Annotated in this window: 27 protein-coding genes; 11 read left to right on the forward strand and 16 right to left on the reverse strand. The window is 42.7% G+C overall.

Annotation, left to right across the window (positions count from 1 at the left end):
- The 3 genes from gldD to DB520_RS02010 form a co-directional block, all read right to left on the reverse strand.
- Entirely contained in the window at window positions 1-594 is a 594-nt protein-coding gene (gldD, locus tag DB520_RS02000; protein WP_198675218.1) for a gliding motility lipoprotein GldD, read from the reverse strand.
- Between the two features lie 216 nt (window positions 595-810).
- Window positions 811-2289, reverse strand: coding sequence for an IMP dehydrogenase (gene guaB / locus DB520_RS02005; protein ID WP_114747988.1), 1479 nt, complete (start codon window positions 2287-2289; stop codon window positions 811-813).
- Window positions 2290-2484: 195 nt separating this feature from the next.
- Entirely contained in the window at window positions 2485-3681 is a 1197-nt protein-coding gene (locus tag DB520_RS02010) for an RsmB/NOP family class I SAM-dependent RNA methyltransferase (RefSeq protein ID WP_114747989.1), read from the reverse strand.
- Window positions 3682-3812: 131 nt separating this feature from the next.
- On the opposite strand from DB520_RS02010, the gene DB520_RS02015 reads away from it, so the two are divergent.
- The 3 genes from DB520_RS02015 to prmC all read left to right on the forward strand — a co-directional run bounded on the left by DB520_RS02015 (window position 3813) and on the right by prmC (window position 5520).
- Entirely contained in the window at window positions 3813-4097 is a 285-nt protein-coding gene (locus DB520_RS02015; RefSeq protein WP_114748736.1) for a hypothetical protein, read from the forward strand.
- A 62-nt stretch (window positions 4098-4159) separates the two neighbouring features.
- Window positions 4160-4492, forward strand: coding sequence for a magnesium citrate secondary transporter (locus DB520_RS02020; RefSeq protein WP_232834793.1), 333 nt, complete (start codon window positions 4160-4162; stop codon window positions 4490-4492).
- On the forward strand, window positions 4489-5520 hold the full coding sequence (prmC, locus tag DB520_RS02025) for a peptide chain release factor N(5)-glutamine methyltransferase (protein ID WP_317047727.1): 1032 nt from the start codon (window positions 4489-4491) through the stop codon (window positions 5518-5520). The genes DB520_RS02020 and prmC overlap by 4 nt, the downstream gene beginning before the upstream one ends.
- On the opposite strand, the gene DB520_RS02030 is transcribed toward prmC, so the two are convergent.
- On the reverse strand, window positions 5501-6124 hold the full coding sequence (locus DB520_RS02030; protein WP_114747991.1) for a thiamine pyrophosphokinase: 624 nt from the start codon (window positions 6122-6124) through the stop codon (window positions 5501-5503). The two genes, prmC and DB520_RS02030, sit on opposite strands and share 20 nt — an antisense overlap.
- Before the next feature lie 302 nt (window positions 6125-6426).
- Here DB520_RS02030 and DB520_RS02035 point away from each other — a divergent pair, with 302 nt between their 5' ends.
- A complete protein-coding gene (locus tag DB520_RS02035; protein WP_114747992.1) occupies window positions 6427-6705 on the forward strand; it encodes a hypothetical protein in 279 nt (92 codons plus the stop codon).
- 225 nt (window positions 6706-6930) lie between these two features.
- Here the strand turns inward: DB520_RS02035 and DB520_RS02040 are convergent, their stop codons facing one another.
- Window positions 6931-7560: a LysE family translocator gene (locus tag DB520_RS02040; RefSeq protein WP_114748738.1), complete on the reverse strand. Its 630-nt coding sequence runs from the start codon at window positions 7558-7560 to the stop codon at window positions 6931-6933.
- Window positions 7560-9107: a GH3 family domain-containing protein gene (locus DB520_RS02045; protein ID WP_114747993.1), complete on the reverse strand. Its 1548-nt coding sequence runs from the start codon at window positions 9105-9107 to the stop codon at window positions 7560-7562. Before DB520_RS02045 ends, DB520_RS02040 begins: the two co-directional genes overlap by 1 nt.
- A gap of 66 nt (window positions 9108-9173) precedes the next feature.
- Here DB520_RS02045 and DB520_RS02050 point away from each other — a divergent pair, with 66 nt between their 5' ends.
- The 4 genes from DB520_RS02050 to DB520_RS02065 are packed head-to-tail and all read left to right on the forward strand — an operon-like array spanning window position 9174 to window position 12623.
- Window positions 9174-9848 carry a YggS family pyridoxal phosphate-dependent enzyme gene (locus tag DB520_RS02050; protein ID WP_114747994.1) on the forward strand — a complete coding sequence of 225 codons (675 nt, stop codon included), beginning with the start codon at window positions 9174-9176 and terminating at the stop codon, window positions 9846-9848.
- A complete protein-coding gene (locus tag DB520_RS02055) occupies window positions 9841-10251 on the forward strand; it encodes a DUF423 domain-containing protein (protein ID WP_114747995.1) in 411 nt (136 codons plus the stop codon). Before DB520_RS02050 ends, DB520_RS02055 begins: the two co-directional genes overlap by 8 nt.
- An 11-nt stretch (window positions 10252-10262) precedes the next feature.
- Window positions 10263-11558, forward strand: a complete 1296-nt coding sequence (locus tag DB520_RS02060; RefSeq protein ID WP_114747996.1) for a D-alanyl-D-alanine carboxypeptidase — start codon at window positions 10263-10265, stop codon at window positions 11556-11558.
- Between the two features lie 27 nt (window positions 11559-11585).
- A complete protein-coding gene (locus DB520_RS02065; protein ID WP_114747997.1) occupies window positions 11586-12623 on the forward strand; it encodes a S66 peptidase family protein in 1038 nt (345 codons plus the stop codon).
- 64 nt (window positions 12624-12687) lie between these two features.
- Here DB520_RS02065 and atpG read toward each other — a convergent pair whose 3' ends face one another.
- The 10 genes from atpG to DB520_RS02115 form a co-directional block, all read right to left on the reverse strand.
- Complete coding sequence (atpG, locus tag DB520_RS02070; RefSeq protein WP_114747998.1) at window positions 12688-13566, reverse strand: ATP synthase F1 subunit gamma; 879 nt, start codon at window positions 13564-13566, stop codon at window positions 12688-12690.
- A gap of 39 nt (window positions 13567-13605) precedes the next feature.
- Entirely contained in the window at window positions 13606-15189 is a 1584-nt protein-coding gene (gene atpA, locus DB520_RS02075; RefSeq protein WP_114747999.1) for a F0F1 ATP synthase subunit alpha, read from the reverse strand.
- A 34-nt stretch (window positions 15190-15223) separates the two neighbouring features.
- On the reverse strand, window positions 15224-15784 hold the full coding sequence (gene atpH / locus DB520_RS02080; protein WP_114748000.1) for an ATP synthase F1 subunit delta: 561 nt from the start codon (window positions 15782-15784) through the stop codon (window positions 15224-15226).
- 3 nt (window positions 15785-15787) lie between these two features.
- Complete coding sequence (atpF, locus tag DB520_RS02085; RefSeq protein ID WP_114748001.1) at window positions 15788-16282, reverse strand: F0F1 ATP synthase subunit B; 495 nt, start codon at window positions 16280-16282, stop codon at window positions 15788-15790.
- A 71-nt stretch (window positions 16283-16353) separates the two neighbouring features.
- A complete protein-coding gene (gene atpE, locus DB520_RS02090; protein ID WP_114748002.1) occupies window positions 16354-16611 on the reverse strand; it encodes an ATP synthase F0 subunit C in 258 nt (85 codons plus the stop codon).
- Window positions 16612-16651: 40 nt separating this feature from the next.
- The gene (atpB, locus tag DB520_RS02095) at window positions 16652-17674 is read right to left on the reverse strand and encodes a F0F1 ATP synthase subunit A (protein WP_114748003.1); all 1023 of its coding nucleotides are present in this window, start codon (window positions 17672-17674) and stop codon (window positions 16652-16654) included.
- A gap of 18 nt (window positions 17675-17692) precedes the next feature.
- Window positions 17693-18109, reverse strand: coding sequence for a hypothetical protein (locus tag DB520_RS02100; RefSeq protein ID WP_114748004.1), 417 nt, complete (start codon window positions 18107-18109; stop codon window positions 17693-17695).
- Between the two features lie 15 nt (window positions 18110-18124).
- Window positions 18125-18343, reverse strand: coding sequence for an AtpZ/AtpI family protein (locus DB520_RS02105; RefSeq protein WP_114748005.1), 219 nt, complete (start codon window positions 18341-18343; stop codon window positions 18125-18127).
- The gene (locus DB520_RS02110) at window positions 18318-18731 is read right to left on the reverse strand and encodes a bactofilin family protein (RefSeq protein WP_114748006.1); all 414 of its coding nucleotides are present in this window, start codon (window positions 18729-18731) and stop codon (window positions 18318-18320) included. Before DB520_RS02110 ends, DB520_RS02105 begins: the two co-directional genes overlap by 26 nt.
- Before the next feature lie 2 nt (window positions 18732-18733).
- The gene (locus DB520_RS02115; RefSeq protein WP_114748007.1) at window positions 18734-19606 is read right to left on the reverse strand and encodes a M23 family metallopeptidase; all 873 of its coding nucleotides are present in this window, start codon (window positions 19604-19606) and stop codon (window positions 18734-18736) included.
- A 121-nt stretch (window positions 19607-19727) separates the two neighbouring features.
- Here DB520_RS02115 and porW point away from each other — a divergent pair, with 121 nt between their 5' ends.
- The 3 genes from porW to uvrC all read left to right on the forward strand — a co-directional run bounded on the left by porW (window position 19728) and on the right by uvrC (window position 26823).
- A complete protein-coding gene (gene porW, locus DB520_RS02120) occupies window positions 19728-22373 on the forward strand; it encodes a type IX secretion system periplasmic lipoprotein PorW/SprE (RefSeq protein ID WP_114748008.1) in 2646 nt (881 codons plus the stop codon).
- An 8-nt stretch (window positions 22374-22381) separates the two neighbouring features.
- On the forward strand, window positions 22382-24694 hold the full coding sequence (locus DB520_RS02125) for a penicillin-binding protein 1A (RefSeq protein ID WP_114748009.1): 2313 nt from the start codon (window positions 22382-22384) through the stop codon (window positions 24692-24694).
- Window positions 24695-25017: 323 nt separating this feature from the next.
- The gene (gene uvrC / locus DB520_RS02130) at window positions 25018-26823 is read left to right on the forward strand and encodes an excinuclease ABC subunit UvrC (protein ID WP_114748739.1); all 1806 of its coding nucleotides are present in this window, start codon (window positions 25018-25020) and stop codon (window positions 26821-26823) included.
- Window positions 26824-26866 lie beyond the last annotated feature (43 nt).

A 26866-nucleotide genomic window follows, 5' to 3' on the forward strand; every position in this document is an offset into this window, starting at 1 on the left:
TTACCCTTCCTTAAATTCTAGGGAATTTATAAGGTGCATCATATCCACCTTGATATATTCGATGATTGGCGCCAAGGAGTCGTTCTTTACCGCTGTTTTAAAGTAAAGGGCTCCTCTTAGGAAATGGTCAGTACTATCTGTCACGTAAAATTGAAATTGGGTAGGCACCTCTCCCGATAATTCGGCAACGAGGCCTGTATATCCCTTCGGGTTTTGAATCACCCCCTCGTCTATACCGTAGGCTTTAACTTGGTGTTTTGAAGTAAGAGAAAGTGCATCGTGTAAATAGGCTTTAAGGTTCTCCCTATTACCTTCTACAGGCTTATAGGTAAGATGCACACGGGCATCCCAGTCCTTGTAATGGAGGTTTACCCAGGTTTTCTCCTCTAAATTAAAGGAATCCGCCTCCACCGCACTATACTTAGAATGTTCAAACTGATAGGGCAAATCCTCCTCCAGTGATTTATAAGAGGGATCTGGCAAGTCTATCCTATTAAAACCCTTGGGCTTTGGGAAATAGGATTGTTGACAGGCAAAGGTTACCACCAAAACCGATAATAGGACAAGATTGGACAATATATGCTTTAAATGCATTTTCATTTGCTTAATTGTGTATTCCCACAATGCATTAACTCCAAATTAGGAAAAATCATTGCATCATTTGCGTCTTTTAAGAAAAACCTTTCCTTGTCCTGAACAGATGCAAAGATCCTGTTTTTCCAAAGTAAAGGCTCCTGAATAAATACAGGAGCCTCTATTTTTGTCTCTTTTAATGCAGATAGTACTTCTATCTTTTGGAGATGTCGGGATTTACATTTTGGCCGAATAGTTTGGAGCTTCCCTGGTGATGCTTATATCATGGGGATGGGACTCCCGAACACCGGCAGCAGTGATTTTCACAAATTTACCATTGACCTTCAAGTCCGAGATGGTGGGGGTTCCGCAATAGCCCATGCCAGCCTGAAGCCCTCCTACCATTTGGTAAAGTACTTCGGAAACCATGCCTTTAAAAGCCACTCTTCCCACTATGCCTTCGGGCACCAGTTTTTTGATATTGTCCTCGGCATCTTGAAAATACCGGTCTTTGGACCCAGATTCCATAGCATCCAAAGAGCCCATTCCCCTGTAGGACTTAAACTTCCTACCTTCAAAAATAATGATTTCGCCTGGAGCCTCTTCGGTACCTGCCAGCAATGACCCTATCATGACTGAATCCGCACCAGCCGCCAAAGCTTTGACCACGTCGCCGGAATATCGTATTCCCCCATCGGCTATCACACAGACATCCCTGTCCTTAAGGGCCTGGGCACATTCAAAAACTGCTGAGAGCTGAGGCACTCCCACTCCAGCAATAACCCGGGTGGTGCATATGCTGCCCGGACCGACTCCCACCTTCACTGCATCAGCTCCTGCATCAGCCAAAGCAATAGCAGCCTCTGGGGTGGCTATATTCCCCACTATTATGGCCAAATCCGGAAAAGCTTCTTTAATTTTTTTGCACCCTTCAATTACCCCCTTGGAGTGACCGTGCGCAGTGTCTATGGAGATAACGTCTACTCCCGCGTTTTTGAGTGCTTCCACCCTTTCCACTATATCTGCCGTAACCCCTACAGCAGCACCTACCCGTAGTCTGCCATATTCATCTTTGCATGCATGGGGTTTGTCCTTTCTCTTGAGTATATCCTTGTAGGTGATCAGTCCGGTAAGCTTGTAGTCTTCATCTACAATGGGAAGCTTTTCAATCTTGTACTCTTGCAATATCTCTTCGGCATGTTCAAGGCTGATGCCCGCCTTTGCGGTAATGAGGTTATGAGTGGTCATGATCTCCTTGATAGGCCGGTTGAGATCTTTGATAAACCTCAAATCCCTGTTAGTGATAATACCTTTCAAGAATCGGTCTTTGTCCACTACAGGTATCCCACCAATGTTGTATTCCTTCATGATTTCCTCGGCATCTTTCACCTTAGCCTCTATATCCAGGGTAATGGGATCGAGGATCATACCACTTTGAGAGCGCTTTACCTTTCTGACCTGGGCAGCCTGCTTCTCTATTGGCATATTCTTGTGGATAAATCCCAAGCCTCCCTCTAGGGCAATTGCTATGGCCAGTTCCGCTTCTGTCACTGTGTCCATGGCGGCAGAAACCAGGGGAATGTCCAGCTTAATGTTTTTGGTAAGGTAAGAAGAGGTATCGGTGTTGCGTGGCAATACTTCAGAGTATCCCGGCACAAGAAGCACGTCGTCGTAGGTAAGTGCTTCGTAAATAAACTTATCAGCGTTTGGATTCATGGCAAATGGTTTAGTAACCGTATTTGCCCGTCAAAGATACAAAGTATTATCTATATGAATCAACAAATTCATCGAAGTGTCGTGAAATTTTCTTCTTTTCACCCTCTTGGTATAAAATTATATTTTGACAACTGCTGCCATTCTAAATGCTTTTCATTCTCAAATTTCATTCGAAAAACTTCCTTTTAAATTAACTTATCCCGCTTTTTGCAGTTTGGCAATATAAAAGCCATCAAACCCACTTTCATGAGCTAAGACCTTCTGTTCTTCTTCCAATGTGAAACCTTTTCCCGCCTCACTTTCCAAAAACCTATTTACCTGATCTTGGTTCTCCATTGGGAGTATACTACAGGTAGCATAAACTAATATCCCTCCTGGTTTGAGCATGCGTGAATAATCCCTTAACAAGTCCTCTTGGATTTGCAGGACCTTCTCAAGTTGAGCAGAACTCAATTTCCATTTTGTGTCTGGGTTCCTACGCAAAACCCCTAACCCCGAACAGGGGGCGTCAATCAAGAGCCTATCCGCACTTTCCTTTAGCCGTTTTATGGTTTTGCTTCCACTGATCTCCCTAGTTTCAATGATGGTAATGCCTCCCCGTCTGGCCCTGAGTTTGGTGTTTTTCAGCTTCCATTCCTTTAAGTCCATGGCCAATATTCGGCCTTTGTTTTGCATTAACGCCGCTAGGTGTAAGGACTTCCCTCCAGCCCCTGCACATGCATCAATTACCCTCATCCCGGGCTCGGGGGCCAATGCCATAGCCACCTTTTGGGAACTTGCGTCCTGAACTTCAAAAAATCCCTTTTTGAAATAAGAAGACTTAAAAATATTCTGCCTTTCCTGCAAAACTAAAGCATCGGGATATTCTTTCAACGAATAGGTTTCCACACCCTCCTCTAGTAATAGCTTTGCCAACTCTTCCCTGCTGGTCTTTAAGGTGTTTACCCTAAGCACCACTTCAGCCTGTTGATTCTGTGCATGCAGCTCATTTTCCCATCTAGCGCCTAGCTGCTGACTGCCAATTTCGTCCAACCAATCCGGAATAGATTCCAAAAGGGCTCTTTCCCTAATCTTGGAAGCTTTTTCCAACACCTCCCCTTTGTTGACAGCCTGAAATTCTTTCCAGAAAGGCAGATCATTACCCATCCAAATCCAATAGGAGGCAAATAAATGATAATAATCCTCACTGGGGCTGATCTCCTTGATAAATCTCCACCACCTTACCATATCATATACAGTCTCCGCTACAAAGCCCCTATCCCTTGCGCCCCACTTAGGGTTTTCTTTAAAGGTGCGCTCTATAACTTTGTCCGAATAATAGCCCCCTTCAAAAATGGATGCCAGAGATTCTACTACTCCTCTTACTGTATTCGAATGTAATTTATTTACCATGTGAGTTTTGAAAAGAAAGCACAAATATAGGAAAATCAATTGGACAGGGTATTATCCCCTTCGGGCTATCTCTCATTTCAATGGGTCACCTGAAAATATCGTTTGGCAGGATTTTGGTATATTGCTTGACTATGGGAGAAAAAAAATGTCCACATTGCGGAGAGTGGTCGAGCTGGAACCAAAACCTTATCGACACTTGTGATCACTGCGGGAAAACCCTAGGGGGGGTTGACTTGGAATACCAAGAGAGAAGAGAAGCTCAAAAACAGGCAAACAAAGAGCAGTGGATTTTTTATATCAAGGAAACAGATAGCGAGTTTGTGAAGACAGTGAAGAAAGTGGGAAATTTCTTTTATACCGTATATATTTCCATCATAACCTTCATTGCTTGGTTGATTGCCGCTTTACCTGGATAATGACTGTTCTTAAAAACCCTTTCTTTATTTTACCCTGTGTGATTTTTTGGATAAATCAATACTTGGAAAGAGTAGAAAAAATCTTTCTTCCCTACATACATAGTTACCTCGACGACCTCATGGCTATGCCTGTAATTTTAGGCGTTACCCTTCAGGTGTACCGTTGGATACACCCTTCAAGAAATCTTTTCGTTTTCACCAAAACCCAAATTTTTGTAGCATTTATATATATTAGCCTTTTATTTGAGGTAGTGCTGCCATGGTACTCCTCCACCTATATTCAAGACATCTGGGATGTGGCCTGCTATTTGGCAGGTGCAATTTACTTCCATAAGTTTATCAATATCTCTAGTAATATCGAGCATGGGGTGGGCAACTCAAAGGGGGATGATTGACATTGCGGGATTTTCCCGTAGCGAGTTACTCAAATCCCGATAAATATAGAGATTGGGCAGGCTCCCGAATCGAGTCCCCCGAATCAAGTTCGGGGCAGGCTACCCGCCATACGGTTTACCTGCCGAAGGTAAGGGATTCAGATGTGACCATTGAAAACAATGATAAAAAAATGAATACTAAGGAGTTTTTTCAGCAGCAGGTACAGCAACTTTCCTCCTTGATGTACCCTAAGGAAGAAGCAAAGCACCTTGTTTTTTGGTTGCTGGAACATCACCATGGAATCTCAAGAAAAGACCTTTTAATGGATAGAAAGCTGTTAAAAGATACAACACCCATATTGGAGTCTATAAATGCATTGCTGGAAGGAAAACCCATTCAATATATTATTGGCAAAGCCCCCTTTTATGGGAGGGAATTTATCGTGGATGAAAGGGTACTGATTCCGAGAAGAGAAACGGAAGAGCTTGTTTATTGGATCTGTGAGAACCATAAAGATCAGGCACCATCCCTGTTGGACATTGGTACTGGTTCCGGATGCATACCCATTACAATTAAGCTGGAACTTCCTCGTGCCAAAGTAAGCGGGGTGGATATCAGCGAGGAAGCCTTAAGCGTAGCCAGGCAAAATGCAGATAGACTTAACGCAGAAGTCACGTTTTTTTTCGCCGATGCCTTAAATTGGAATCTGGACTTATCCACCGAAGTTTCAGTTTTGGTGAGCAACCCTCCTTATGTACGTGTAGGTGAGAAATCACAAATGAAGACGCAAGTGTTAGATCATGAACCTGGCCTGGCTCTTTTTGTTGATGATGCCGATCCCCTGGTATTTTACAGGGCGATAGCCAACATAGGAGTGGAGATCCTAAAACCTAATGGTCTTCTCTATTTTGAAATCAACGAAGCTTTCGGTAGTCCAATAAAAGTTTTGTTGGAGGAACTAGGTTACGGGGATGTCAAGGTTAGAAAAGACATGCAGGGAAGGGACAGAATGGTCCGGGCAACCAACATTAAAAGGCGGGATCTGTAAATTCCCCCACCCAAAATGAGTCCGTACCCTTGAAGGAAGTAATTCCCTGCTCCACCTCTACAAAAGTAGCATATTTAATCGGTAGAAGTTCAGACTTGCCATTATGGCATTTTTCAATAAAGCTGTCTTCCCTGGCATGCAAATGAAGGCTGCTTGCAGGCCACCACTTACGAAAATGACCATTCTTTGCATGAACATACCTAAGCTGCCCATCCCAAACCACTACGTTACTATCCTGAAACAAAACCTCCATTTCCAATAGCTCTTGATGGGAGAAGCCAATGACATTAAGAGCCTCCTGATCCAATCCCCTCAAATAGTGCAAAGCAATTTTCAGTTGTTCTTGCACTCCACTTCCTTCCACCCTTATACAATGAACCGGCTCTTGGGACCTAATCAGGTCTGTCTGAAGAAATAGGTCTTGCCCCAAAAGAACATCCACCTTTACCCCCCAAGCCAGTACTTTTTCAATACTGTCTTGATTGCACAGCACCGTTGGGGACCATTCCAATAAACTACTGATTCTGGAAAAAGGGAAATCTTTCAAATCTAGAAAAAGGATTGCGGGCTCTTGCTGCTCTTTTACAAAATGGTGTGAGGACATTTGTTTCTTGGTATGTCTTGTAAGAGTAAGGTAAAAGTAAGGATTTTCTGATAAGCCCAAGAATTAATGAAGGACAGGAGAGGAAAGTCTTAAGGACAAAAAAAAATCAAAAACCAGAATACATGTGCCTATATATTAAAACATTGAAATTCAATATTTTATGACATCGAGTAATTTTTTAGCTCATCTAAAATGTATTTTAAATACTCTTTTTTGTTTTTTGTTTAAACTTTTTGTTTTACCTTAGCGTTGAAGATAGTAAGTTTTTTATTTTTATACTTTGAAATTAAACAGCTAATACAATGTTAAAGTACACTTTCGAAACGAATGATCAGGAGTTGAAGACATGGGTAGATCCTGAAACCGGTTCATTGAACGTTCAAATTGACGACGAAACCGTTAACATCCCATACGAGATTGGTGCGGAGATGATCGCAGTACTTAAGCACAAGCAGTCCATTTATCATGAGTTGGAACGCAAGAAGGAAAGTGCATGGAAGATGTTTTTGGACTTGTTCTCCAAAAGTGAAAGGGGTTCCTCCTACCGGGAGATTCCAGAGCGAAAATTTAAAGCCGCCTAGATTTGGGGGATATTCTATCTAAACTAAAAATTATAAACCAGGTAACAAAACCTGGTTTTTTTGGTTTTTGTCCGCTGTTCCTTTTTTTCCAATTCATTTACAAAATCCTAACCACGTCCTTTAAATTTTTTCGAACCCATAGGGAGAAAACCCAATCGTAGCCTAGGCCCTTCACTTTCCAATACCTTTTTAGCACCATTCCCAATGTATACGTACTTTATGGACTTAGGGAAAATTGGTCACTCCAAAGTAAAATAGTCTTATTCCAAAGAAAAGCAGCAGAACCGCCACGGTTCTGTTCAATCTTTGCATCAGCCTTGGGGTGACATATTTACTTAAGGATTGGGCGACGTAAGCTTTCACCAAGTCCAAAGAGAAAACCGTGAGAAGAAGGGCCAGATAATAGTTGGCCTTGTCCCAGGCACCAAAACTTTCCTTGAGATTTACGATTCCAGCCACGGAAACCCAAAACAAAAACACAAAAGGGTTGATTCCGTTAAGCCCCAAGCCTTTAAAAAAACCTTTTCTACGCTTTGTTTTCCGAAACACAACTCCACCAGAATTCGGTCTTGCTACGTTTCTACCGAAAAAAGAGGCTGAAGCAAAGCCAATTAGAATAATCCCCCCAACCAAACCCAAAACAGACTGAAAGTAAATGCTTCGCGAAAGCCAGTTTACGCCAAAATGAGTAATCAATACATAGATGCTGTCACTTAGAAGTATTCCAAGTGCCATAAAGACAGAATGGCGAAAACCATTTTCAATGCTATTCTGAATCAAGGCGAAAAAAACAGGTCCAATAATCAGGGATAGGATCACCCCCATACCTATCCCTTCGAGTAGGGGCCAAACCATTACAAATATTTTTTTTCCTTGAGAAATTGTATCCATGAGCTGACTTTAGCACCTTTGAGCACCCTTGGGAATTTGTTTTGTCCCCCTTCTTTTCCTTCCTCACGCATCCACTCATAGAAAAGTTGTACAGGTAGCGGGGTCAACTTAATCTCCCGAAGTGCGTGTTTTCTCTCCACTGCATAGTCGTCGTTAAGGGTTTTGAGGTTTTCATCTATATCCTTTCGAAGGACATCGGCATCTACCTCTTGTTCTACTCCTACAAACCAATGATGGCCAAATAAAGAACCATGAGGCACACCAATCACCGTAAACTCCCTAATTCCCACATTGCGTGTATCTTCCATCATTTGAATGGCCTTGTTCATATTATCCACCGAAAGATGCTCCCCACAGAGGCTCAGGAAATGCTTGGTCCTCCCTGTTATTACGATCTCGCTTTCCACTTTGGAAACAAAGCGAATTGTGTCACCAATCATGTAGCGCCAGGCACCTGCACAGGTGGTAATAAGTAGGGCATAGTCCACGTTTTCCTGTACTTTTTCTATAGGCAGTACCTCACAATCTTGCCTAATCTCCCCATTTTCATCAAAATTCCGGTCATTAAAGGGGACAAACTCATAAAAAATGCCGTTGTTGAGTACTAGACGCATGGATTTCCTGTTCGGAAATGCCTGAAATGCCAAAAAGCCCTCACTTGCTAAATACGTTTCGATATAATTCAGTGGCCTTTCCAATAATTTTTCGAACCCTTTTTTGTAAGGTTCAAAATACACTCCCCCATGTACGAATATGGTGAGGTTTGGCCAAATTTCATGGATGTTTTTAAGCTTGTACCTTTCAATGATCTTTTCCATCAAAATCTGTAGCCAAGCAGGCACGCCCACAATGATGCCTATGTCCCATTTTGGCGCGTTTTCCACGATTTGCTCTAGCTTTTCCCCCCAGTTTTTATTTCGGGAGATCTTTTTGCCTGGCTTATAAAAGCGCTGAAACCAAATAGGCAGCCTACCGGCGGTAATCCCACTTAGGTCCCCGGAGAAATAGGTCCCATTAAAATCCAGGTCCGTACTGCCCCCAAGCATTAATATCCCTTTACTAAACAGCTTGGCAGAGAGGTCGTATTTGGAAAGTGTCAGTATTTGCCTGACCCCTGTCCTCCGTATGGCCTTCACCATTTCATTCGTAATGGGAATATATTTGGAGGCACTGCCGGAAGTGCCGGAGCTTAAGGCAAAATATCGGATCCTCCCTGGCCAGGTTATGTTTTTCTCCCCAGCCTTCAACCTGTGCCACCATTCATTATAAATTTTTTCGTAATCATAAATTGGCACTTTACTGGTAAACTCCTCGTAGTAGTCTAGCCCTTCCTCCTTAAAAGCCTCCAAAATTTGTTTGAATCCATATTTCTTGCCCATTTCAGTTTTCGCAGCTGCTATTAAAAGTTTTTTGAGCAGGGTCTTTTGCAGCTCTTCAGGAGCACTGTATTCTTGTTCCAATGACTCTCTTAATCGGATGCCTTTTTTTAGTAATGTACCTATTATAGCCATATCTTTGTCTTGAAAGTAAAAACAAACCTAAGCGAATTAAACTTCTAATTAGGTAAATTAAAGAGAATGGATATAAAAGCAAACCTTGACAGGATAAAATCTTCATTTGAAAACCCCAACTGTTTACTCATTGCCGTGAGCAAGACAAAACCTGAATCGGACATACAAGCTGCCTATGAAGCGGGTATAAGGGATTTTGGGGAGAACAAAGTCCAGGAACTCACGGATAAGGCTCCCAAACTACCACAGGACATACGTTGGCACATGATTGGCCACCTACAAAGAAACAAGGTGAAATACATAGCCCCATTTGTACATCTAATTCATGGGGTGGACTCTCTGAGGTTATTGAAGCAAATAAACAAGGAAGGCAAAAAAATTGACAGGGTGATTCCCTGCTTGCTTCAAATTCATATAGCAGAGGAAGACAGCAAGTTTGGGTTGGACGAAAAAGAGTTAAAGGAAATCCTATTAGGGGAGGAGTTGAAGTCCATGAACTTTATTGCCATAAAAGGACTAATGGGAATGGCAACATTCACGGAGGACAATGAGCGTATAAGGCGGGAGTTTATCTCTTTAAGAAAGCTAAGAGACGCCTATGCTTCCTCATCCCTTCCCCCCAATACAGAACTCAAAGAATTAAGTATGGGTATGAGTGCGGATTACAAGATTGCCATAGAGGAGGGAAGCAGTATGGTTAGAATTGGCAGTGCAATTTTTGGAGAAAGAAACTATGGGTAGTTATTTCAATACCAGATCCATCCTTAAATGGGCTGCACTTTTGGGTGGAATGGCAGTGGCCTTGGGGGCATTTGGTGCACACGGATTAGCAGATCGATTGGAGCAAATGGAAAGGATAGACACCTTTCAAACTGCCGTCGATTATCACTTCTATCACAGTCTAGCCTTACTTCTTAATGGTGTCTTGGTCTCCATTTATGCAACAATAAAGGCATTCAAAACAAGTGCCTTGTTTTTTATCATCGGTATTTTCATCTTTTCGGGCTCCCTTTACGTTTTATCCCTGACAGGCATCACTTGGCTTGGGGCAATTACCCCCTTTGGTGGGGTGGCGTTCATTCTCGGGTGGGTTTTCTTGTTCCTCGGGGCTACCAACATTAAAGGGAAACATAAAACTAGTTAGGACAATTCTCTATGAAGATTAAAATTTTATGCCTATTCGGCATCTTTTCGTTTAGCATACTGTTTTCAGAAATTCGTGCTCAGGATGGCCGAAGGCTTTATGTGGGATTGGACGAATTATTAGGTAAGGGGAGTTTTTTTGACAACCATCAAACGGGCTTTATGCTATATGACCTGGACAGCCAGCGCGTTCAGTATGATAAAAACAGCCATATTTATTTCATTCCGGCATCAACAACCAAACTGTTTACTTTCTTTTCTTCACTACTGGTCTTAGGCGACAGCACCAATCTTTTGAGGTTTGTCAACAAGGAGGATGAAATTGTCATCTGGGGCACCGGCGATCCCTCTTGGAAATATCCGGGCCTCCCTCAACCAAAACTAAAGGAGTTCTTAAAACCTTACTCAAAAGTACATTTTTCCGATCATAATTGGAAGGATGACTCTTTCGGTTATGGTTGGCAATGGGACGACTATAACAGTTATTATTCCGCAGAAAAATCCCCCTTTCCTATTTACGGAAACCTTGTCACTGCCGTAAACATCAACAATAAACCTCACTTGAGTCCCAGTATTTTTTCCATTTACCAAGACGACAAAAATGTCAGGAATGTCACCAGGGAGTGGCATTCCAACGATTTTTTCTATAACCCAAGGACATACAACGGAATGAGGGCCAGAATCCCCTTTATCACCTCCCAAAAGACCTTTGTTACCCTAGCGGCAATGGATTGGGACAAGGAGGTCTACGCCTCTAAAGAACCCCTTCCTGCAAAACATATGGTCCTTAAAGGTGTTCCTACCAGGTCTCTTTACAAGGAACTTCTCTTGGAAAGTGACAATTTCATCGCAGAGCAATTGCTCTTGATGATTTCTGATGAGGTGTTCAAAGAACTAAACACGGAAAAGACCATTTCCTATATAAAGAAAACCTATCTTTTTGACCTTCCTGATGATCCCATATGGGTGGATGGGTCCGGATTATCCCGGCATAACCTTTTTACTCCACGCTCCTTTATCGCACTCTTGGAGAAAATCTACAGGGTAATGCCAGACGATGAATTGTTTCAACTCTTGCCTACCGGAGGAAGAACGGGTACCCTAAAAAACAACTATTATGCCCCCACTCCATATGTATTTGCCAAAACGGGTACCATAAGCAACAACCATTGCTTGGTGGGATTTATACGTACAAATAAGAAAAAATTGTATGCATTTGCCTTTATGAACAACAACTACCCCTACAGAGCATCAGCAGTAAGGAGAGAAATGGAGAAGGTTCTCTTGTATGTGAGGGATAATTTTTAAATTGGCCTTCATTATTCAACCACCAACATGAAAAAAAGAGACTTTATTAAAAGTTTGGGGTGGGGTTTAGCTTTTGCCCCAACCATGGGATGGTCGGCTAGCTCCACCCAAAACAACACTTCAAGCATCCTACCCCAACCGCTAAAAAAGGGAGATTGGGTAGGACTGGTTAGCCCCTCCGCTGCTACGAGCGAAAGGATACTTATCACCTTTGCCGTAGAGGCCCTGGAAGCTTTGGGGTTCAAAGTCATGCAAGGGAAAAACCTATTCAACAGAAGGGGCCATCTTGCCGGTACAGATCAGGAAAGGGCTGGGGATGTCAACGAAATGTTCCTCAACCCCGACATCAAAGCCGTGATTTGTATCCGAGGGGGAAGTGGAGCAGCTAGGATCCTACCCTTATTGGATTATGATGCCATCCGAAACAACCCCAAACCCTTGCTGGGATACAGCGATATCACTGCTCTGCACATGGCTATCTATGCAAAAACGGGCTTAGTTACTTTTCATGGACCAAATGGAACAGGATCCTGGAATAAGTTTAACGTCAATCAATTTGAGCAGATGTTTTTTGAAAAAAACAAGCTCGTTTACGAGAATGAACTGGAAGAAACCGACGATTTGGTCATCAAAAAAAACAGAACCCAAACCATCTTCCCAGGTACAGCAGAAGGCACCTTGGTGGGAGGAAACCTTACGGTACTGAGTGGTCTTGCAGGATCCCCCTTTTTACCAGATTTCGAAGACAAGATCTTGTTTTTGGAGGATATAGGGGAAGAACCTTATCGGATAGATAGGATGATGAGCACCCTACAGTTGATGGGGGCACTGAATAAAATCAAGGGGTTCGTTTTTGGATATTGCACGGATTGTTCCCCTTCTTCGGGATACGGGAATCTGAACCTTGACCAGATATTCGAAGACTTTATCCTTCCATTAAAAATCCCAGCCTATAGAGGTGCCATGATTGGGCATGAGGCAAAACAATTCATTCTTCCCGTAGGAGGTGAAGTAGCTATGGACGCAGGGGCAGGAAAGTTTTGGATGACTTCCCATGTATTCTAAAACAAAACCCCAGTATCTGACTTAGATACTGGGGTTTTGTTAATATTATTTTTATGGAAAGGATTTAATTACTCCCTTCAAGTGCATTTGCACCGGCCACAATTTCTAGGATTTCGTTAGTTATGGCAGCTTGCCTGGTTCTGTTATATACCAACTTAAGGTCTTTCAAGAGATCATTGGCATTTTCAGTGGCTTTATCCATTGCAGTCATCCTGGCTCCATGCTCGGATGCATTGCTGTCCAAAATAGCCTTAAAGAACTGGATTTTTAAGGAATTAGGCACCAACTCGTCGATAAGATATTCTCTTGAAGGCTCTACAATGTACTCCGATTGGGCCGTTCCATCAGTAGCCTCCCCTTGAATTCTTTCAATAGGAAGGAATTGCTCGGTCTGAACTAACTGAGTGGCCACATTTTTAAACTCGTTATAAACGATGATGACCTTATCAAAACGCTCTTCTTCATACGCTTTCATCACAAATTCAGCAGCGTTTTTTACATTCTCGAATGAAACATCCAAAAACAACTGGTAAAAATCATTGATAACGGGATTATCTCGTTTCTTAAAGAAATCGAACGCCTTCTTTCCTATAGGCATCACGGTTACAAGTTGGTCTTGGTACCGATTTTCAATAAGATAGGCGGTGCCCTTAAGAATATTGGAATTAAACGCACCGCACAGTCCCTTGTCGGATGTGACAGGAATGAAAAGTACTTTCTTTACAGGCCTTTCCTTTGCATATACAATATCCGTATCCCCCTCAGTACCGGAGGAAATGTTATTGAGTATCGCCGCCAATTTTTGGGCATAGGGACGCATTTGGACAATCTTGTCCTGTGCCTTTCTCAGCTTAGCAGCCGCCACCATTTTCATGGCTTTTGTAATCTGCTGGGTGGAACTGACCGAATTGATTCTTTCTTTTACTTCCTTTAGGTTAGCCATATTCTATTTCATTGCCTCCTTCGGATGGTTAGGTTCAAGTTAGGATACCTTGCTGTGTTTAGGTGCTAATTCGGCAACTGCCTTTTTCAATAGTTCCCCAGTTTTTTCAAGATCCCCTTTTCTTATTGCTTCCAAGGCCTCCTGATAATTTGCCTTAATTAAATTGTAGAAGTCCGCTTCAAAGGCTTTAACATTCTCTACAGGTATGCTATCCAACATTCCCTTGGTGGACACATAAATAATGGCCACTTGCAATTCCACTGGTACTGGGGAATATTGTTTCTGTTTAAGTATTTCTTGGTTTCTCCTACCTCTTTCAATGGTTCTTTTGGTAGTAGGATCAAGGTCTGAACCGAATTTTGAAAACGCTTCCAATTCCCTAAACTGAGCCTGATCCAACTTGAGTGTACCGGCCACTTTCTTCATAGACTTGATTTGTGCGTTACCTCCCACCCTCGACACGGAAATCCCCACATTAATAGCAGGTCTGATGCCAGAGTTAAACAAGTTGGTTTCCAAAAATATCTGTCCGTCTGTAATGGAAATCACATTTGTAGGGATATAGGCAGAAACGTCCCCAGCTTGGGTCTCAATGATAGGAAGAGCCGTCAATGATCCTCCGCCCTTTACAAGCGGCTTAATGGATTCAGGAAGGTCGTTCATCTGCTTCGCAATTTTATCAGAAGCATTGATTTTGGCCGCCCTTTCCAATAGTCTGGAGTGTAGGTAAAAAACGTCTCCAGGATAAGCCTCTCTTCCGGGGGGTCTTCTCAGCAAAAGAGATACCTCCCTATAGGCTACGGCCTGCTTAGATAGGTCATCATAAACCACCAAGGCTGGCTTACCGGTATCCCGGAAAAACTCCCCTATGGCTGCTCCTGTAAAGGGGGCAAAAAACTGCATAGGTGCAGGGTCTGAAGCGGCTGCTGAAACTATTACGGTATAAGGAAGCGCTCCTCCTTTTTCCAAAGCAGCCACCACGTTTGCAACGGTGGAGGCCTTTTGACCAATGGCTACATAAATGCAGAAAACAGGCTCTCCCTTTTGGTAGAATTCCTTTTGGTTAAGAATGGTATCAATGGCAACTGCCGTCTTACCAGTTTGCCTATCCCCTATAATTAATTCCCTTTGCCCTCTTCCAATTGGAATCATAGCATCAATAGATTTGATACCGGTTTGTAAGGGTTCATTTACAGGCTGACGATAAATAACACCGGGAGCTTTTCTTTCCAATGGCATTTCATAAAGATCTCCAATCAAGGGGCCTTTACCATCTATGGGATTCCCAAGAGTATCCACCACCCTGCCAAGCATGCCTTCTCCCACTTTAAGGGAAGCGATGCGCTTAGTTCTCTTCACGGTATCTCCTTCCCTTACGGTTTTGGAATCACCAAAGAGCACAGCACCGACATTGTCTTCCTCTAGGTTAAGAACCATGGCTTTTAGACCATTTTCAAAGGAAAGCAGTTCTCCCGCTTGTGCTTTTGAAAGTCCATAAATTCGGGCAACACCGTCCCCAACTTGAAGGACAGTTCCCACTTCTTCCAGTTCAGCCTCTGTCCTTGCACCGGAAAGTTGCTCCCTCAGGATGGCCGAAACTTCATCAGGTCTTACTTCTGCCATTGTATATAGCTATTATGTGTGATTACTACGTTGATTAAAATTTCTTCTCGTATAAATTCTCGGTGAACTCCAGACGAAGTATTCTCAGTTTGCTGCTAAGTGACTCATCCAACTGCCTGTCGTCTATTTTAAGCACAAATCCTCCGATTAGGCTTTCGTTCACTTTTTCTTCCAAATCCACTTTTTCCTTGCCTGAAATTTCAGTGACAATTTCCCTAAACCTCTTTCTCAATGGGTCATCTATGGTAAATGTGGTGACTATTTCCGCTCTTTGGATGCCTAGGTGTTTGTTGTATTGGGTTAAAAACTCCCTGGCTATAGATGGAAAAACATCCTCCCTCCCCTTTTTGGAAAGCAATTGGATAAAGGTGTGGGTGACTTCCGAGGCTCCTGCACCCATTACCCCGTTGAGGACATTGAGTTTCTTATCTGAAGAAACAATTGGGCTTTTCAATACAGCAGAAAACTCAGTACTCACCTTGCAGATTTCCAATAGCCTTTCCATATCCGCATGCACGTTTTCAAGTACCCCTTTTTCTATAGAAAGTTCAAGGATAGATTTTGCATACCTACTGGCTACTTTAAAATCGGACATGCATTAATTAAGTTTAATTTCATCCACAAACTTTTCCACTAGTGCTTTTTGAGAAGGCTCATTACTGAGTTGAGCCCTCAGAAGCTTCTCCGCAACTAGCAAGGAAAGTTCAGCAACTTTGATTTTCACATCAGTGAGGGCCGCCTCTTTTTCGGTCTGAATCACAGCCTTGGCCTCTTCTATAAGTCTAGTTGCCTCCTTGGAAGCTTCCCCCTTGGCTTGATCAATAATTTTAACCGCATTTTCGTTGGCCGTCTTCAATATTTGGTCTCTTTCAATTCTAGCTTCTTGTAGGAGCTTTTCATTTTCGGAGACAAGAGACGCCATTTCGGCTCTGGCTTTTTCTGCAGTTGAAAGTGCCTCTTCTATACTTCCTTCTCTTTCCTCCAAAGCGGAAAGAATAGGTTTCCAGGCGTATTTGGCCAAAACCAAAAACAAGATGCCAAAACCTATCGTTTGCCAAATAATTAACCCTAAGTCAGGACTGATCAAATCCATAGTTTATCTAATTTCGTTGTTGTCCAATGGATAAAAAGGTGGGCTGACCTAGTGTCAGCCCATTACTTTTTTTAAAATGTAATGTTGGCGTTTAGTGCGATTAGCAAACACACCACCACTGCAAATAAGGATACCACTTCAATAAGGGCAGCAATAATCAACATAGCTGTCTGGATTTTTCCAGCAGCTTCTGGTTGACGAGCAATACCCTCCATGGCTTGTCCACCGATACGGCCAATACCCAGACCTGCGCCTATCGCAACAATTCCGGCACCGATACCAGCACCCATAAGTGCAAATCCGGCAGTCAATAATAGAGAAGTTAACATACGTGTGATTTATTTATATAAATTGAACAAAGAAATTTCATTAATGATCATGCCCATGATCCGCTACAGCAGCACCGATATACATAGCTGAGAATAGCGTGAACACATAGGCCTGTATAGTGGCCACGAGCAATTCTATCAAATTTATAAATACTACCATCATGGTACTCGCGAACCCGACGGCATAGGATTCAAAGACAAATATTAGCCCGATGAAACTCAGGATTACAATATGCCCTGCAGTTATGGCCACGAAAAGACGCACGGTGAGGGCAAATGGCTTAGTAAAAAGCCCAATGATCTCTACAGGTACAATAATCAATAACAAGGGAAGGGGAACACCTGGGGTTGCTACCACATGTTTCCAATAGGCCTTGTTCCCATTGAAATTGGTAACAAAAAACGTGATCATTGCAAGTGTCACGGTGACTGCAATATTACCTGTAAGGTTTGCAGCTCCAGGAAGAAGACCCAATAAGTTTCCAAACCAAATAAAGAAAAAGAGGGTCAGCAAGTAGGGAGTGAACTTCTTGTACTTGGGACCAATGTTCGGAAGAGCGATTTCATCCCTCACAAAAAGGATAATAGGCTCCAGAAAGGAGGCAATACCCTTCGGTGCCCTGTTAGGATTTCTTTTGTATTGTTTTGTGGCTGTCAATATCAAATACAATGTGACGCCCAATACCAGAAACAACATGGCAACATTTTTGGTAATTGAAAGGTCTACAAAAGACCTTCCTTCCTCCGTGGCCCTCAATTTATCATGGTCATCTATAAAATAACCATTGTGTTCCCTACCAAAAGTATGGGTTTCGGGATCCACAAAATTGGAAGAAGAATATATTTCAAAACCCCTGTCGGACGAATAAATTATCACTGGCAAGGGAAGGGAAATATGGGTATGTCCTATGGTAGCAAAATGCCATTCATGGGAATCCTTGATGTGATGCATGATGAAACCGGTCTTGTCCTCGTCATCTCCGGAAGCTGCCTGAGCAATCGGCGAAAAATACATCAAAAAGACTGATAACAAGATACTTAAGCAGATAATTTTGCGGGCCATCCAAGTATTTTTTTATACCTATTTCAAATGAAGGCGCAAGTTAGTTATAAGGCCGTAGATATCAAACAATAAGTACAACAAATAAACTGCAAAGAAATTAACCACAAACCAAAGGATATTCTCATCCCCCATTTTCAAAACTACAAAAACAAAGGCCAGACTGGCCAAAAGTCTGAAAACTATCCCTCCCATAAGCACTGAAACAGAATTATATTTCTTGTTTTGAAGCAGTTTTTCAGAAATATTGCCCGTTGCCAGGGTGAGAAGTGCATAAAACAAAATTATCAACCAAATATTATTATGAATGAAGCCAGGCTTTAGAAAGGATTGTAAGGCTACTACTAACAGGGATATCATCCCTGTAAACAGCAAAAGTTTGCCCGAAAAAGAGGACAAAAACTTCAGGTAGGCTGGGGAAGAAGATTGCTGTTTCATAGACTTGGAGCAGGATCAATCCTTGGGCAGTGACTTAAAAAGTTGATAAAAGGCAAGCAAGGTGGAAAGCAGGCAACCCGCCAGCAAACCCACAGGAAATTTAAATTCTGCCTTTTGGTCTATCAAATGCCCAAGCCATGTACCCAGTGCTATTATGGTCAGCATTTGAAATGCCAATCCGGTGTACTTGATAAAAGATGGTGTTGGCTCAGGAGGAGATTTTCTTTTTCCCATGATCAATGTTCTTCGGATCTTCATTGAGTTGGTTGCCCATTTGACATTTCCCATTGAACTCCGCTCCATTTTCGATGATAAGTTTCTTCGTAAATATATCACCTATGATAAGTGCAGACTTTTTTAAAAACAAAGTGTCCTTACACCGAATCTCTCCGTTTACGTTTCCTGCTACTTCTACTTCATTGGCAGACACATCCCCATTCACCTTTGCGGATTCCCCAATGATAATTTTCTTTTGGGATTCCAAAGAGCCTTCCACGGTTCCCTCTACCCTAATGTTACCTGGGGTGCCTATGTTACCCACTATGACAGTGCCTGCTGCCACCAAATTATTGGAGTTCACCATAGCCGTGGTACTTTTCTTGTCTTCATTGTTACTAGCCATAATCAGTCAAATGTGATGAATTCCTGGGGGTTTAGGGGAGTCCCCTTGTACCAAAGCTCCAAATGCAAATGCTGCCCTGTGGTTTGCTCTCCAGTATTTCCAATAATTGAAATTATTTCCCCTCCTCTTACCGTGTCGCCAACGGATTTCAATATTACAGAATTATGTTTGTAAATTGAAATCAATTCATTGGAATGCTGAATGCCCACAATATAACCAGTCTCCAAAGTCCATGAAGCGATGATCACAGTTCCTTCTGCAATAGCCTTCACCGGCTCATTTTCTGCTGCCACCACATCCACACCGAAGTGCTCTTTAGAAGGTGTGTACCCACTTACCACCACACCCTGTATGGGGGGGAAAAAATAGGTGTCCGTAAAGGAGGAGCTGCTAAGTCTCCCAAAATTGTTTTCTTCAAGGGGCATAGATTCAAACTCGCTGATAATGCTGCGAGTGGCATCACTGGATTTATAAAGATCAATTTCACCTCTATTAACTTCCAACCCGCCTTCACTGGACTCCCTTTCCTGGGTTTCAGACTCGTCCTCCTCACCAGAGATTACCTGCCTGAGGTTTTTTACGTACCTGTCCTTGGCATTTACCTCCATAATTAGCGAGTCCACTGTTTCGGAAAGCGCATATATACGTGCCGTATTCTCGGATTCCATATAACCCGGGTCAAACCATCTCGCCAACAAAGTCTTTGACAAGAACAAGGATGCAGCAAAAGATGTCATCAACAACAACATCAACAATAAACCTATCCTAATTTTCGTAATAGTAAAGGAGGTGATGACCGAAAAGTCCTCCTCCCTTCGTATGACAAAAAGAAACTTGGTTTCTATCCAGTCATTTAATTTTTGTTTGACACTCAAAACGTCTTAGTTTATAGTTTTGCTACCACAAAAATAGGATAATCATGGCAGCATTTAAATATTTATTTTAAAAGAGGTAAATTTCGAGCTCTCACTATATTATATGCGTGCGTCTATAAACATGAAACCCCTAGTTCTGATCCTGGTAGTAGCAGGGTGGGTTTTGGCTGCTTGCAGCTCACAGAAAAACACTTTTATAAACCGCCTGTACCACAATACAACGGCAAGATACAACGCCTATTATCTATCTAAGGAGAAGATGCAAGAATTGGAGATGAAAATTGAAGAGGAGCATGAGGAGGATTATTCCACCATCCTCCCTGTTTTCTATCCTATTGACAGTGCGGTCATAGAATCCAATGCAGAACTGCTGGAAGATGCCAGGAGCCTGGCCTCGAAGGCAATAGACTGGCACAAAATCAGTAACTGGGTAGACCCTTCCTATCTGTTACTTGGTAAAATAGACTACTATCAAGCCGAGTTTGATGAAGCCCAGAACACCTTCAAGTACCTCAATGTCAACAGTAAAGATAAAGAAGTAAGGCATGGGGCATTGATAAGTTTGCTTAGGCTCTTCATTGATTTAAGGCAATTTGATGACGCGGCCTATGTCATGGACTACCTTTCAAAGGAATCCGGAATTAGTGATCAGAACAAGGCATATCTTTATAAGACGCTTGCCTATTACTATGAAACCAGGGAAGAGCAGGAGATGATTGCCCCTGCATTGTTTAAAGCCCTGGAGTTTGCAGAGCGGAAAAATGAGATTTCCAGGATTAACTTCATCCTCGGCCAACTTTATCAAAGAGCCGGGTTGGATGCATTTGCCTACGAATATTACCAAAAATCCTTGACAGGTTCCCCAAGCTATGAGCGTACGTTTTACGCCCAGCTTTTTTCCCAGCAGGTGGCCGAACTTGAAAAAAGTAAGGATCTGAAAAGGGTGAGAAACTACTATGACGACCTCTACAAAGACCGCAAGAACTTAGAATTTCGGGATGTTGTGCTTTATGAAAAGGCCCTTTTTGAACATAAGCAAGGGGAAATAGAAGAAACCGTGCGCCTACTTACCTTAGCTGCTAAGGAGCCATCCGAAAACCGGAGGCAGAAGGGTTACATTTACGAAAAACTTGCGGACATCTTTTTGAATGACAAGGATGACTATCTTAGCACAAAATATTACCTGGACAGCGCCTTCCAACAATTTAAGGAGTCGGATAAGAACTATGCCGAATTGGCTTTGAAAAAGGACATATTTGACAGATACGCTGCAAATTATGAGAGAATCACAAAAAATGATAGCCTTATCGCACTAAGTAAACTTTCTGCCGAAGAGCAGGAAGCCTATGTGGATGAGTTTATCGCCAAGGAAGAGGAAAGGCTTATGCGGGAAGCTGAACTGGCCAGTGCCAAAAAATCAACCGGCATCTTCGACAACCTCCTAGCCTTCGGTGGAAAAGGCACAGGCTCTTCCTTTTATTGGGAAAACCCTACCGCAATGCAAAGGGGGGCTATTGAATTTGTACGAGTATGGGGCAACCGTTCCCTGACGGATAACTGGAGAAGAACCAATAGGAGTTTTCAAGAAAGGGGTGATGAATATGGTGACGAAGAAGGCCTTTCGGAGGAAGAGTTAGCCCTGGGGCTCCCTTCGGAGGAAGAAGGAGAAGAACCCCAAACCTTGAACCTTCCTGACAAAGCCACCCTTTTGAATAACATTCCAAAAGACCAGTCCGTTCTGGACCAGATGGCCGACGAAATGGAGGATTCGTATTTTAACTTGGGAAAAATATTATTCTTTGAACTCAAGGAGCCAAGGCTTGCCCTAATAAATTTGAACAAATTGGTGGAGACCTACCCCAATACACTCAAAAAACCGGAGGCCTATTACACCATGTATCTGGCTACCAAGGAACTGAATGAGAACCCTGAATATTATGCCCAGATGCTCAATACGGAGTTTCCTGAGTCACAGTACACAAAATCCATAAATAACCCGGACAAGGTCTCCGGTACCCAGGCGAACTTTGAATCAGCAGAAAACTACAAACAGGCCTATAGCTTGTACAGACAAGGAGAATACGAATCTGCAAGGGCTGTCGTAAAATCCACTCTTGAAAAATATTCCCTTTCCAAAAATACCGAGAAACTTTTACTTCTAGGGATCATGATCGAGGGTAAAAGTGGGGATTTGGAAGAGTTCAAGGATCGCTTGGAAGAGTTCATTGCAAACGCAGAAGATACGGAGTTACAAAAATTGGCTCAAAAAATGCTTAAAAGTTATGTAGGTGAAAGTGAGGACCCAGAATTGACGGAAGGAACAGAATCATTAGCCGACGAAGGAGAGGAAGCCTCTGAAGATGGCGTTGAGGATGAAGGCAAAGCCGAGGAAGAGGATTCACCTTATAAAACAAACCCCAATCAAACACACATCTTCATCATTAGTATGGAACCAAAGCAGGCTCAGGAGTCCAAAGACCTCACAGCAGAATTCGAGGGCTTTCATGCCAAAAATTACCCCAACGACAGACTGAGAACCGGCACCATATCCCTTAACAGGGAAAACACAATTATCATTATCAGCCCCTTCAGTAATGCAGAAAAGGCCATGAAATATAGAGATGAGTTTTTAAACAGTTTTAACAATGATAATTTACCTGAGGAAATAAAAAATGGTAGTTTTGTAATTTCTATAGAAAACTTCCAACAATTGAATAAAAGGAAAGACATTAAAGAATATAAGGCTTTTTTCAAAAAAGCTTACTGAAATACAGAATGGGAAATCACATTAAAAAAAGAAACTATAGCTGGGTAGCAAAGACCATAAAATATTTGTGGTTTGCCTTTATCTTCGGCATGCTTGGGTTTGTATTGTTTGTAATGGCAGTCAGTGCAAATTTTCTGGGTCTTTTTGGAGAAATGCCAGAATTCAAGTCCCTTGAAAATCCCGAAAGTGAGGTAGCATCCGAGCTTTATTCCGCCGATGGAGTGATGCTAGGGAAGTATTACAGGGAAAATCGCAGCCCTATCACCTATAACGAGCTTTCTAAAAACACAATTCAAGCCTTAATCGCAACAGAAGATGTGAGGTTTGAAGACCACTCCGGAATTGATCCCAGAGGACTGATGCGTGTATTATTCAAAACCTTGCTGCTTGGCCAGCGAAGTGCTGGAGGGGGTAGCACTTTAAGTCAGCAGACAGCCAAAAATCTTTTTAAAACCCGAACCCAGGCTACACAAGGCGTATTAAGCAGGGTGCCGGGTTTAGGCATGCTAATCATCAAGACAAAGGAATGGATAGTGGCTACCAGGCTGGAACGCTCCTACACCAAAGATGAGATTTTAACCATGTACCTTAACACTTCCGAATTCGGAAGTAACGCTTACGGCATTAAAACTGCCGCCAAAACATTCTTCAACAAGGATCCCAAAGATTTAAACCTGCAAGAATCCGCCACATTAGTGGGGCTATTCAAGGCACCGTCCTATTATAGCCCTGTTTACAACCCGGAAAATTCTACAAGGAGGAGAAACACGGTGTTGTACCAAATGAGCAGGTATGGCTTCATCAACAAGGAGGAATTTGACTCCCTGGCAGCTATGCCCATAGAGCTTGAATATCAAGTTGAAAGTCACAATCAGGGAATGGCCACCTATTTCAGGGAGGTGGTAAAAGCCGACCTTCTAAGGTGGACCAGGGAAAACCTAAAGTCTGATGGCACCCCGTATGACCTTTTCGGTGATGGGCTCAAAGTATTTACCACCCTGGACAGCCGATTGCAGAAATATGCAGAAGAAGCAGTAGCCTCCCATATGCCTGAATTGCAAAAGGCATTTGAGAAGGAAGTGGGAAACCGGGAACCTTGGATAGACAAAGGGGGAAGGGCTATCCCTAACTTTATTGAAAATGCAGTAAAAAGAACCCAAGCTTACAGAAATTTAAAAGCAAGATACGGCGACAACCAGGATTCCATAGATTATAAGCTCAACGAAAAGAAAAAAATGAGAATCTTTTCTTGGGATCAAGGGGAGCTTGATACTTTGATGAGTACCATGGACTCCATGCGGCACTATAAAAAATACTTACAAACTGGTTTTGTTTCCATGGATCCACATACCGGTCATATTAAATCCTGGGTAGGTGGCATCAACCATAAGCATTTTAAGTACGACCATGTGAAGCAGGGGAAAAGACAGCCCGGTTCAACCTTTAAGCCTTTTGTATATGCAGCAGCCATTGAAAATGGCTATGGGCCCTGCTACTCCGTTATTGACCAACCTGTAGAGGTGAATATTCCCGATCAGCCTACATGGAGGCCAAGCAATTCAAATGGAAAGTTCACTTTCGAAAGAATGACCATCCGGAAAGCAATGGCCCAATCTGTCAATTCAGTCACCGCCTACATGATGAAAAAGTTGAGTCCCAGAGTAGTGGTAGAAACGGCCCATCGGTTAGGGATAAACAGTGACCTCGACGTAGTTCCTGCCCTAGCATTGGGAACCAGTGATGTATCGATTATAGAAATGATTGGGGCGTTCAGCACATTTGTAAATCGCGGAGAACATATTACCCCTATATATATCGACAGGATTGAGGATAAAAATGGCAATGTGCTTCACCAATTTATTCCTCGGAAAAAGCCAGCAATGAGTGAGGAACACGCCTATATCATGTTATACATGCTAAGGGGCGGCACGGAAGAAGAAGGCGGAACCAGCCAAGGTTTGCCTAGATCTATCCGGGATGAAGGCAACGAAATTGGCGGTAAAACAGGGACTACACAGAATGCATCCGATGGCTGGTACATGGGAGTGACCAAAGACCTGGTAAGTGGCGTTTGGGTTGGAGGAGACGATAGAGCCATACATTTCAGGAGCTGGATTAGTGGGCAGGGCTCCCGAACCGCCAGGCCCATCTGGAGTAAGTTTATGGAAAAGGTATATGAGGATCCCAGCCTCGCTATCACAAAGGGGCCGTTTCCAAAGCCGGACAGACCTCTGAGTATTGAGATAGATTGTTCTCTTTATGATCTGGATCAGGAAAATTTCAGGGAATTTGAATATGACTCTCAGAGTGTAGATTTTTAACCCTTTCATGGAGAATTAAAATTTGCTTTTTAAAGGATATACAGCCTGTACCTGCCTGCCGCAAATTCGCTTCTGGGGACTCGTTTCGGGAGATTCTCACCATGCCCCGATAGCTATCGGGGAGGTGCATCTCTGCATGTCTCGTTCTCTTGATACTCGATTTCATCTGTTTATATTTGTTTTTCAATGGTCAGATGGAATGCCCTGGATAATCATCCCCATGTGTGAGAATTCTTTCTCATGGGCATTTCATATGTTCAATCTTCTTCACTTATTTTGTGAGTGGCGTGGAAAATGAAAACGGTCATAAGGAATCCCAAGGCATGGAATCCCCATCTTATTCGGTGGAGGAGTACCATATGCTACCGGATCAGCCTGGTGTTTATCGTTACTACAACACGGAAGGCAAGCTGATATATGTTGGCAAAGCCAAAAGTCTCAAAAAACGGGTAGCAAGCTATTTCGGTAAAAATACTGGCATCAACAGAAAAACCAGGAGAATGGTAAGTGAAATCAATCGAATTGAATTCACCATGGTAAACTCCGAGTTTGACGCCCTACTTTTAGAAAATACCCTCATCAAAAAGTCCCAGCCCAAGTACAATGTGCTGATGAGGGACGACAAAACCTATCCGTACTTATTAGTCACAAATGAACATTTCCCTAGAATTTACCCTACCCGAAAAATGATCCCTACAAAGGGCACCTACTACGGTCCCTTTGCCAGTGTAAAGGGGATGAAAAATGTCCTTGAACTTATTCAGTCCCTTTTCACTATCCGGACTTGCAAACTGGATCTTTCCCCGGAAAAAATCAATGAAAAGAAATATAAGGTCTGTTTGGAATACCACATAGGTAACTGCCTAGGGCCTTGTGAAGGTTTGCAGGAGGAGAAAACCTACCTTAATGATATTTTGCAAGCCAAAAACATTCTCAAAGGCAACCTGTCGGTTCCAAAGGCCTACTTCAAAGAGCGTATGCAGGAGGAAGCCGCTGCAATGGCTTTCGAAAAAGCGCAGCGTTATAAAGAAAAACTAGAGCTTTTAGAAAAGTACCAGGCGAAGTCCTTGGTAGCCAACCCGAATGTCAGTAGCCTCGATATATTTTCAATTGTTACAGACGAAAAACTGGCATTTGTCAACTACCTACGGATTAAAAATGGTGCTTTGATTCTTTCTAAAACAGTGGAGCTGAGAAAAAAGTTGGACGAGGCACCTTCAGAATTGTTGGAAACGGCAATTATAAGGTTGCGGGAACAATTCAGGAGCGATGCCAAAGAGATCCTGGTAAATATCCCCTTGGATGAGAGTTACGAAGGATTCCAGGTACAACTCCCAAAGATAGGGGACAAAAAGAAACTGGTAGACCTCTCCCTAAAGAACGCCTTATATTATAAAAAGGAAAAGTCCCTATTGGCTGGGGAAGCAAAGGAGAAAAAAAACCGTATCCTCAAAAAATTACAGGCAGATTTATCCCTTAAAGAACTCCCCGATCATATTGAATGCTTCGACAACTCGAATATTCAGGGTAGTAACCCTGTGGCAAGCATGGTCTGTTTTTTAAACGGCAAACCCGCAAATAAGGAATACCGACATTACCACATCAAAACAGTAGAAGGCCCCAATGACTTTGCCAGCATGACTGAGGTAGTGGGTAGAAGGTACAAAAGGTTAATTGCGGAGGGAAAGCCCCTGCCTAAACTCATTGTAATTGACGGGGGAAAAGGCCAGCTTAGTGCATCTATCATAGCCTTGAAAGAGTTGGGCATATATGGGGATATTCCTATCATAGGAATTGCTAAAAGGTTGGAGGAAATATACTTTCCGGAGGATTCCTACCCCATCTACATTGACAAAAAATCCGAATCACTACGTTTACTTCAGCGAATAAGAGATGAGGCTCACCGGTTTGCCATCAATTTCCATAGGGATATAAGGAGCAAAAAGGCATTGGGGACACAATTGACAGAAATCCCCGGAATTGGTGACCAAACGGCAGAAAAACTACTTCAGCACTTTAAGTCAGTGAGAAAAATAATAGAGGCAACTCCGGATGAAGTAGCAGCCATTATTGGGAAGGACAAGGCCGAAAAGGTCTTAAGTCAAATTAATAAATGGTATCCGAAATAAATATATCAAGCATAAAAAAAGCGGGCAAAGCCCGCTTTTAAAT

Origin of the sequence: Pleomorphovibrio marinus (assembly GCF_003347495.1) — a bacterium.
In the GTDB taxonomy this organism is placed as follows: domain Bacteria; phylum Bacteroidota; class Bacteroidia; order Cytophagales; family Cyclobacteriaceae; genus Pleomorphovibrio; species Pleomorphovibrio marinus.

Bases quoted from the DNA above. Each gene is read 5' to 3' on its own strand.
- DB520_RS02050 (WP_114747994.1), top strand. From the start codon at position 9,174: ATGGATATAAAAGCAAACCTTGACAGGATAAAATCTTCATTTGAAAAC.
- DB520_RS02040 (WP_114748738.1), bottom strand. From the start codon at position 7,560: ATGGTTTGGCCCCTACTCGAAGGGATAGGTATGGGGGTGATCCTATCC.
- DB520_RS02110 (WP_114748006.1), bottom strand. From the start codon at position 18,731: ATGGCTAGTAACAATGAAGACAAGAAAAGTACCACGGCTATGGTGAAC.
- DB520_RS02065 (WP_114747997.1), top strand. From the start codon at position 11,586: ATGAAAAAAAGAGACTTTATTAAAAGTTTGGGGTGGGGTTTAGCTTTT.
- DB520_RS02030 (WP_114747991.1), bottom strand. From the start codon at position 6,124: ATGTCCTCACACCATTTTGTAAAAGAGCAGCAAGAGCCCGCAATCCTT.
- DB520_RS02100 (WP_114748004.1), bottom strand. From the start codon at position 18,109: ATGAAACAGCAATCTTCTTCCCCAGCCTACCTGAAGTTTTTGTCCTCT.
- DB520_RS02010 (WP_114747989.1), bottom strand. From the start codon at position 3,681: ATGGTAAATAAATTACATTCGAATACAGTAAGAGGAGTAGTAGAATCT.
- atpH (WP_114748000.1), bottom strand. From the start codon at position 15,784: ATGTCCGATTTTAAAGTAGCCAGTAGGTATGCAAAATCTATCCTTGAA.
- DB520_RS02060 (WP_114747996.1), top strand. From the start codon at position 10,263: ATGAAGATTAAAATTTTATGCCTATTCGGCATCTTTTCGTTTAGCATA.
- porW (WP_114748008.1), top strand. From the start codon at position 19,728: ATGAAACCCCTAGTTCTGATCCTGGTAGTAGCAGGGTGGGTTTTGGCT.
- atpB (WP_114748003.1), bottom strand. From the start codon at position 17,674: ATGGCCCGCAAAATTATCTGCTTAAGTATCTTGTTATCAGTCTTTTTG.
- atpA (WP_114747999.1), bottom strand. From the start codon at position 15,189: ATGGCAGAAGTAAGACCTGATGAAGTTTCGGCCATCCTGAGGGAGCAA.
- DB520_RS02105 (WP_114748005.1), bottom strand. From the start codon at position 18,343: ATGGGAAAAAGAAAATCTCCTCCTGAGCCAACACCATCTTTTATCAAG.
- DB520_RS02055 (WP_114747995.1), top strand. From the start codon at position 9,841: ATGGGTAGTTATTTCAATACCAGATCCATCCTTAAATGGGCTGCACTT.
- DB520_RS02045 (WP_114747993.1), bottom strand. From the start codon at position 9,107: ATGGCTATAATAGGTACATTACTAAAAAAAGGCATCCGATTAAGAGAG.
- DB520_RS02125 (WP_114748009.1), top strand. From the start codon at position 22,382: ATGGGAAATCACATTAAAAAAAGAAACTATAGCTGGGTAGCAAAGACC.
- uvrC (WP_114748739.1), top strand. From the start codon at position 25,018: ATGGAATCCCCATCTTATTCGGTGGAGGAGTACCATATGCTACCGGAT.
- DB520_RS02035 (WP_114747992.1), top strand. From the start codon at position 6,427: ATGTTAAAGTACACTTTCGAAACGAATGATCAGGAGTTGAAGACATGG.
- atpE (WP_114748002.1), bottom strand. From the start codon at position 16,611: ATGTTAACTTCTCTATTATTGACTGCCGGATTTGCACTTATGGGTGCT.
- atpG (WP_114747998.1), bottom strand. From the start codon at position 13,566: ATGGCTAACCTAAAGGAAGTAAAAGAAAGAATCAATTCGGTCAGTTCC.
- guaB (WP_114747988.1), bottom strand. From the start codon at position 2,289: ATGAATCCAAACGCTGATAAGTTTATTTACGAAGCACTTACCTACGAC.
- DB520_RS02015 (WP_114748736.1), top strand. From the start codon at position 3,813: ATGGGAGAAAAAAAATGTCCACATTGCGGAGAGTGGTCGAGCTGGAAC.
- atpF (WP_114748001.1), bottom strand. From the start codon at position 16,282: ATGGATTTGATCAGTCCTGACTTAGGGTTAATTATTTGGCAAACGATA.
- gldD (WP_198675218.1), bottom strand. From the start codon at position 594: ATGCATTTAAAGCATATATTGTCCAATCTTGTCCTATTATCGGTTTTG.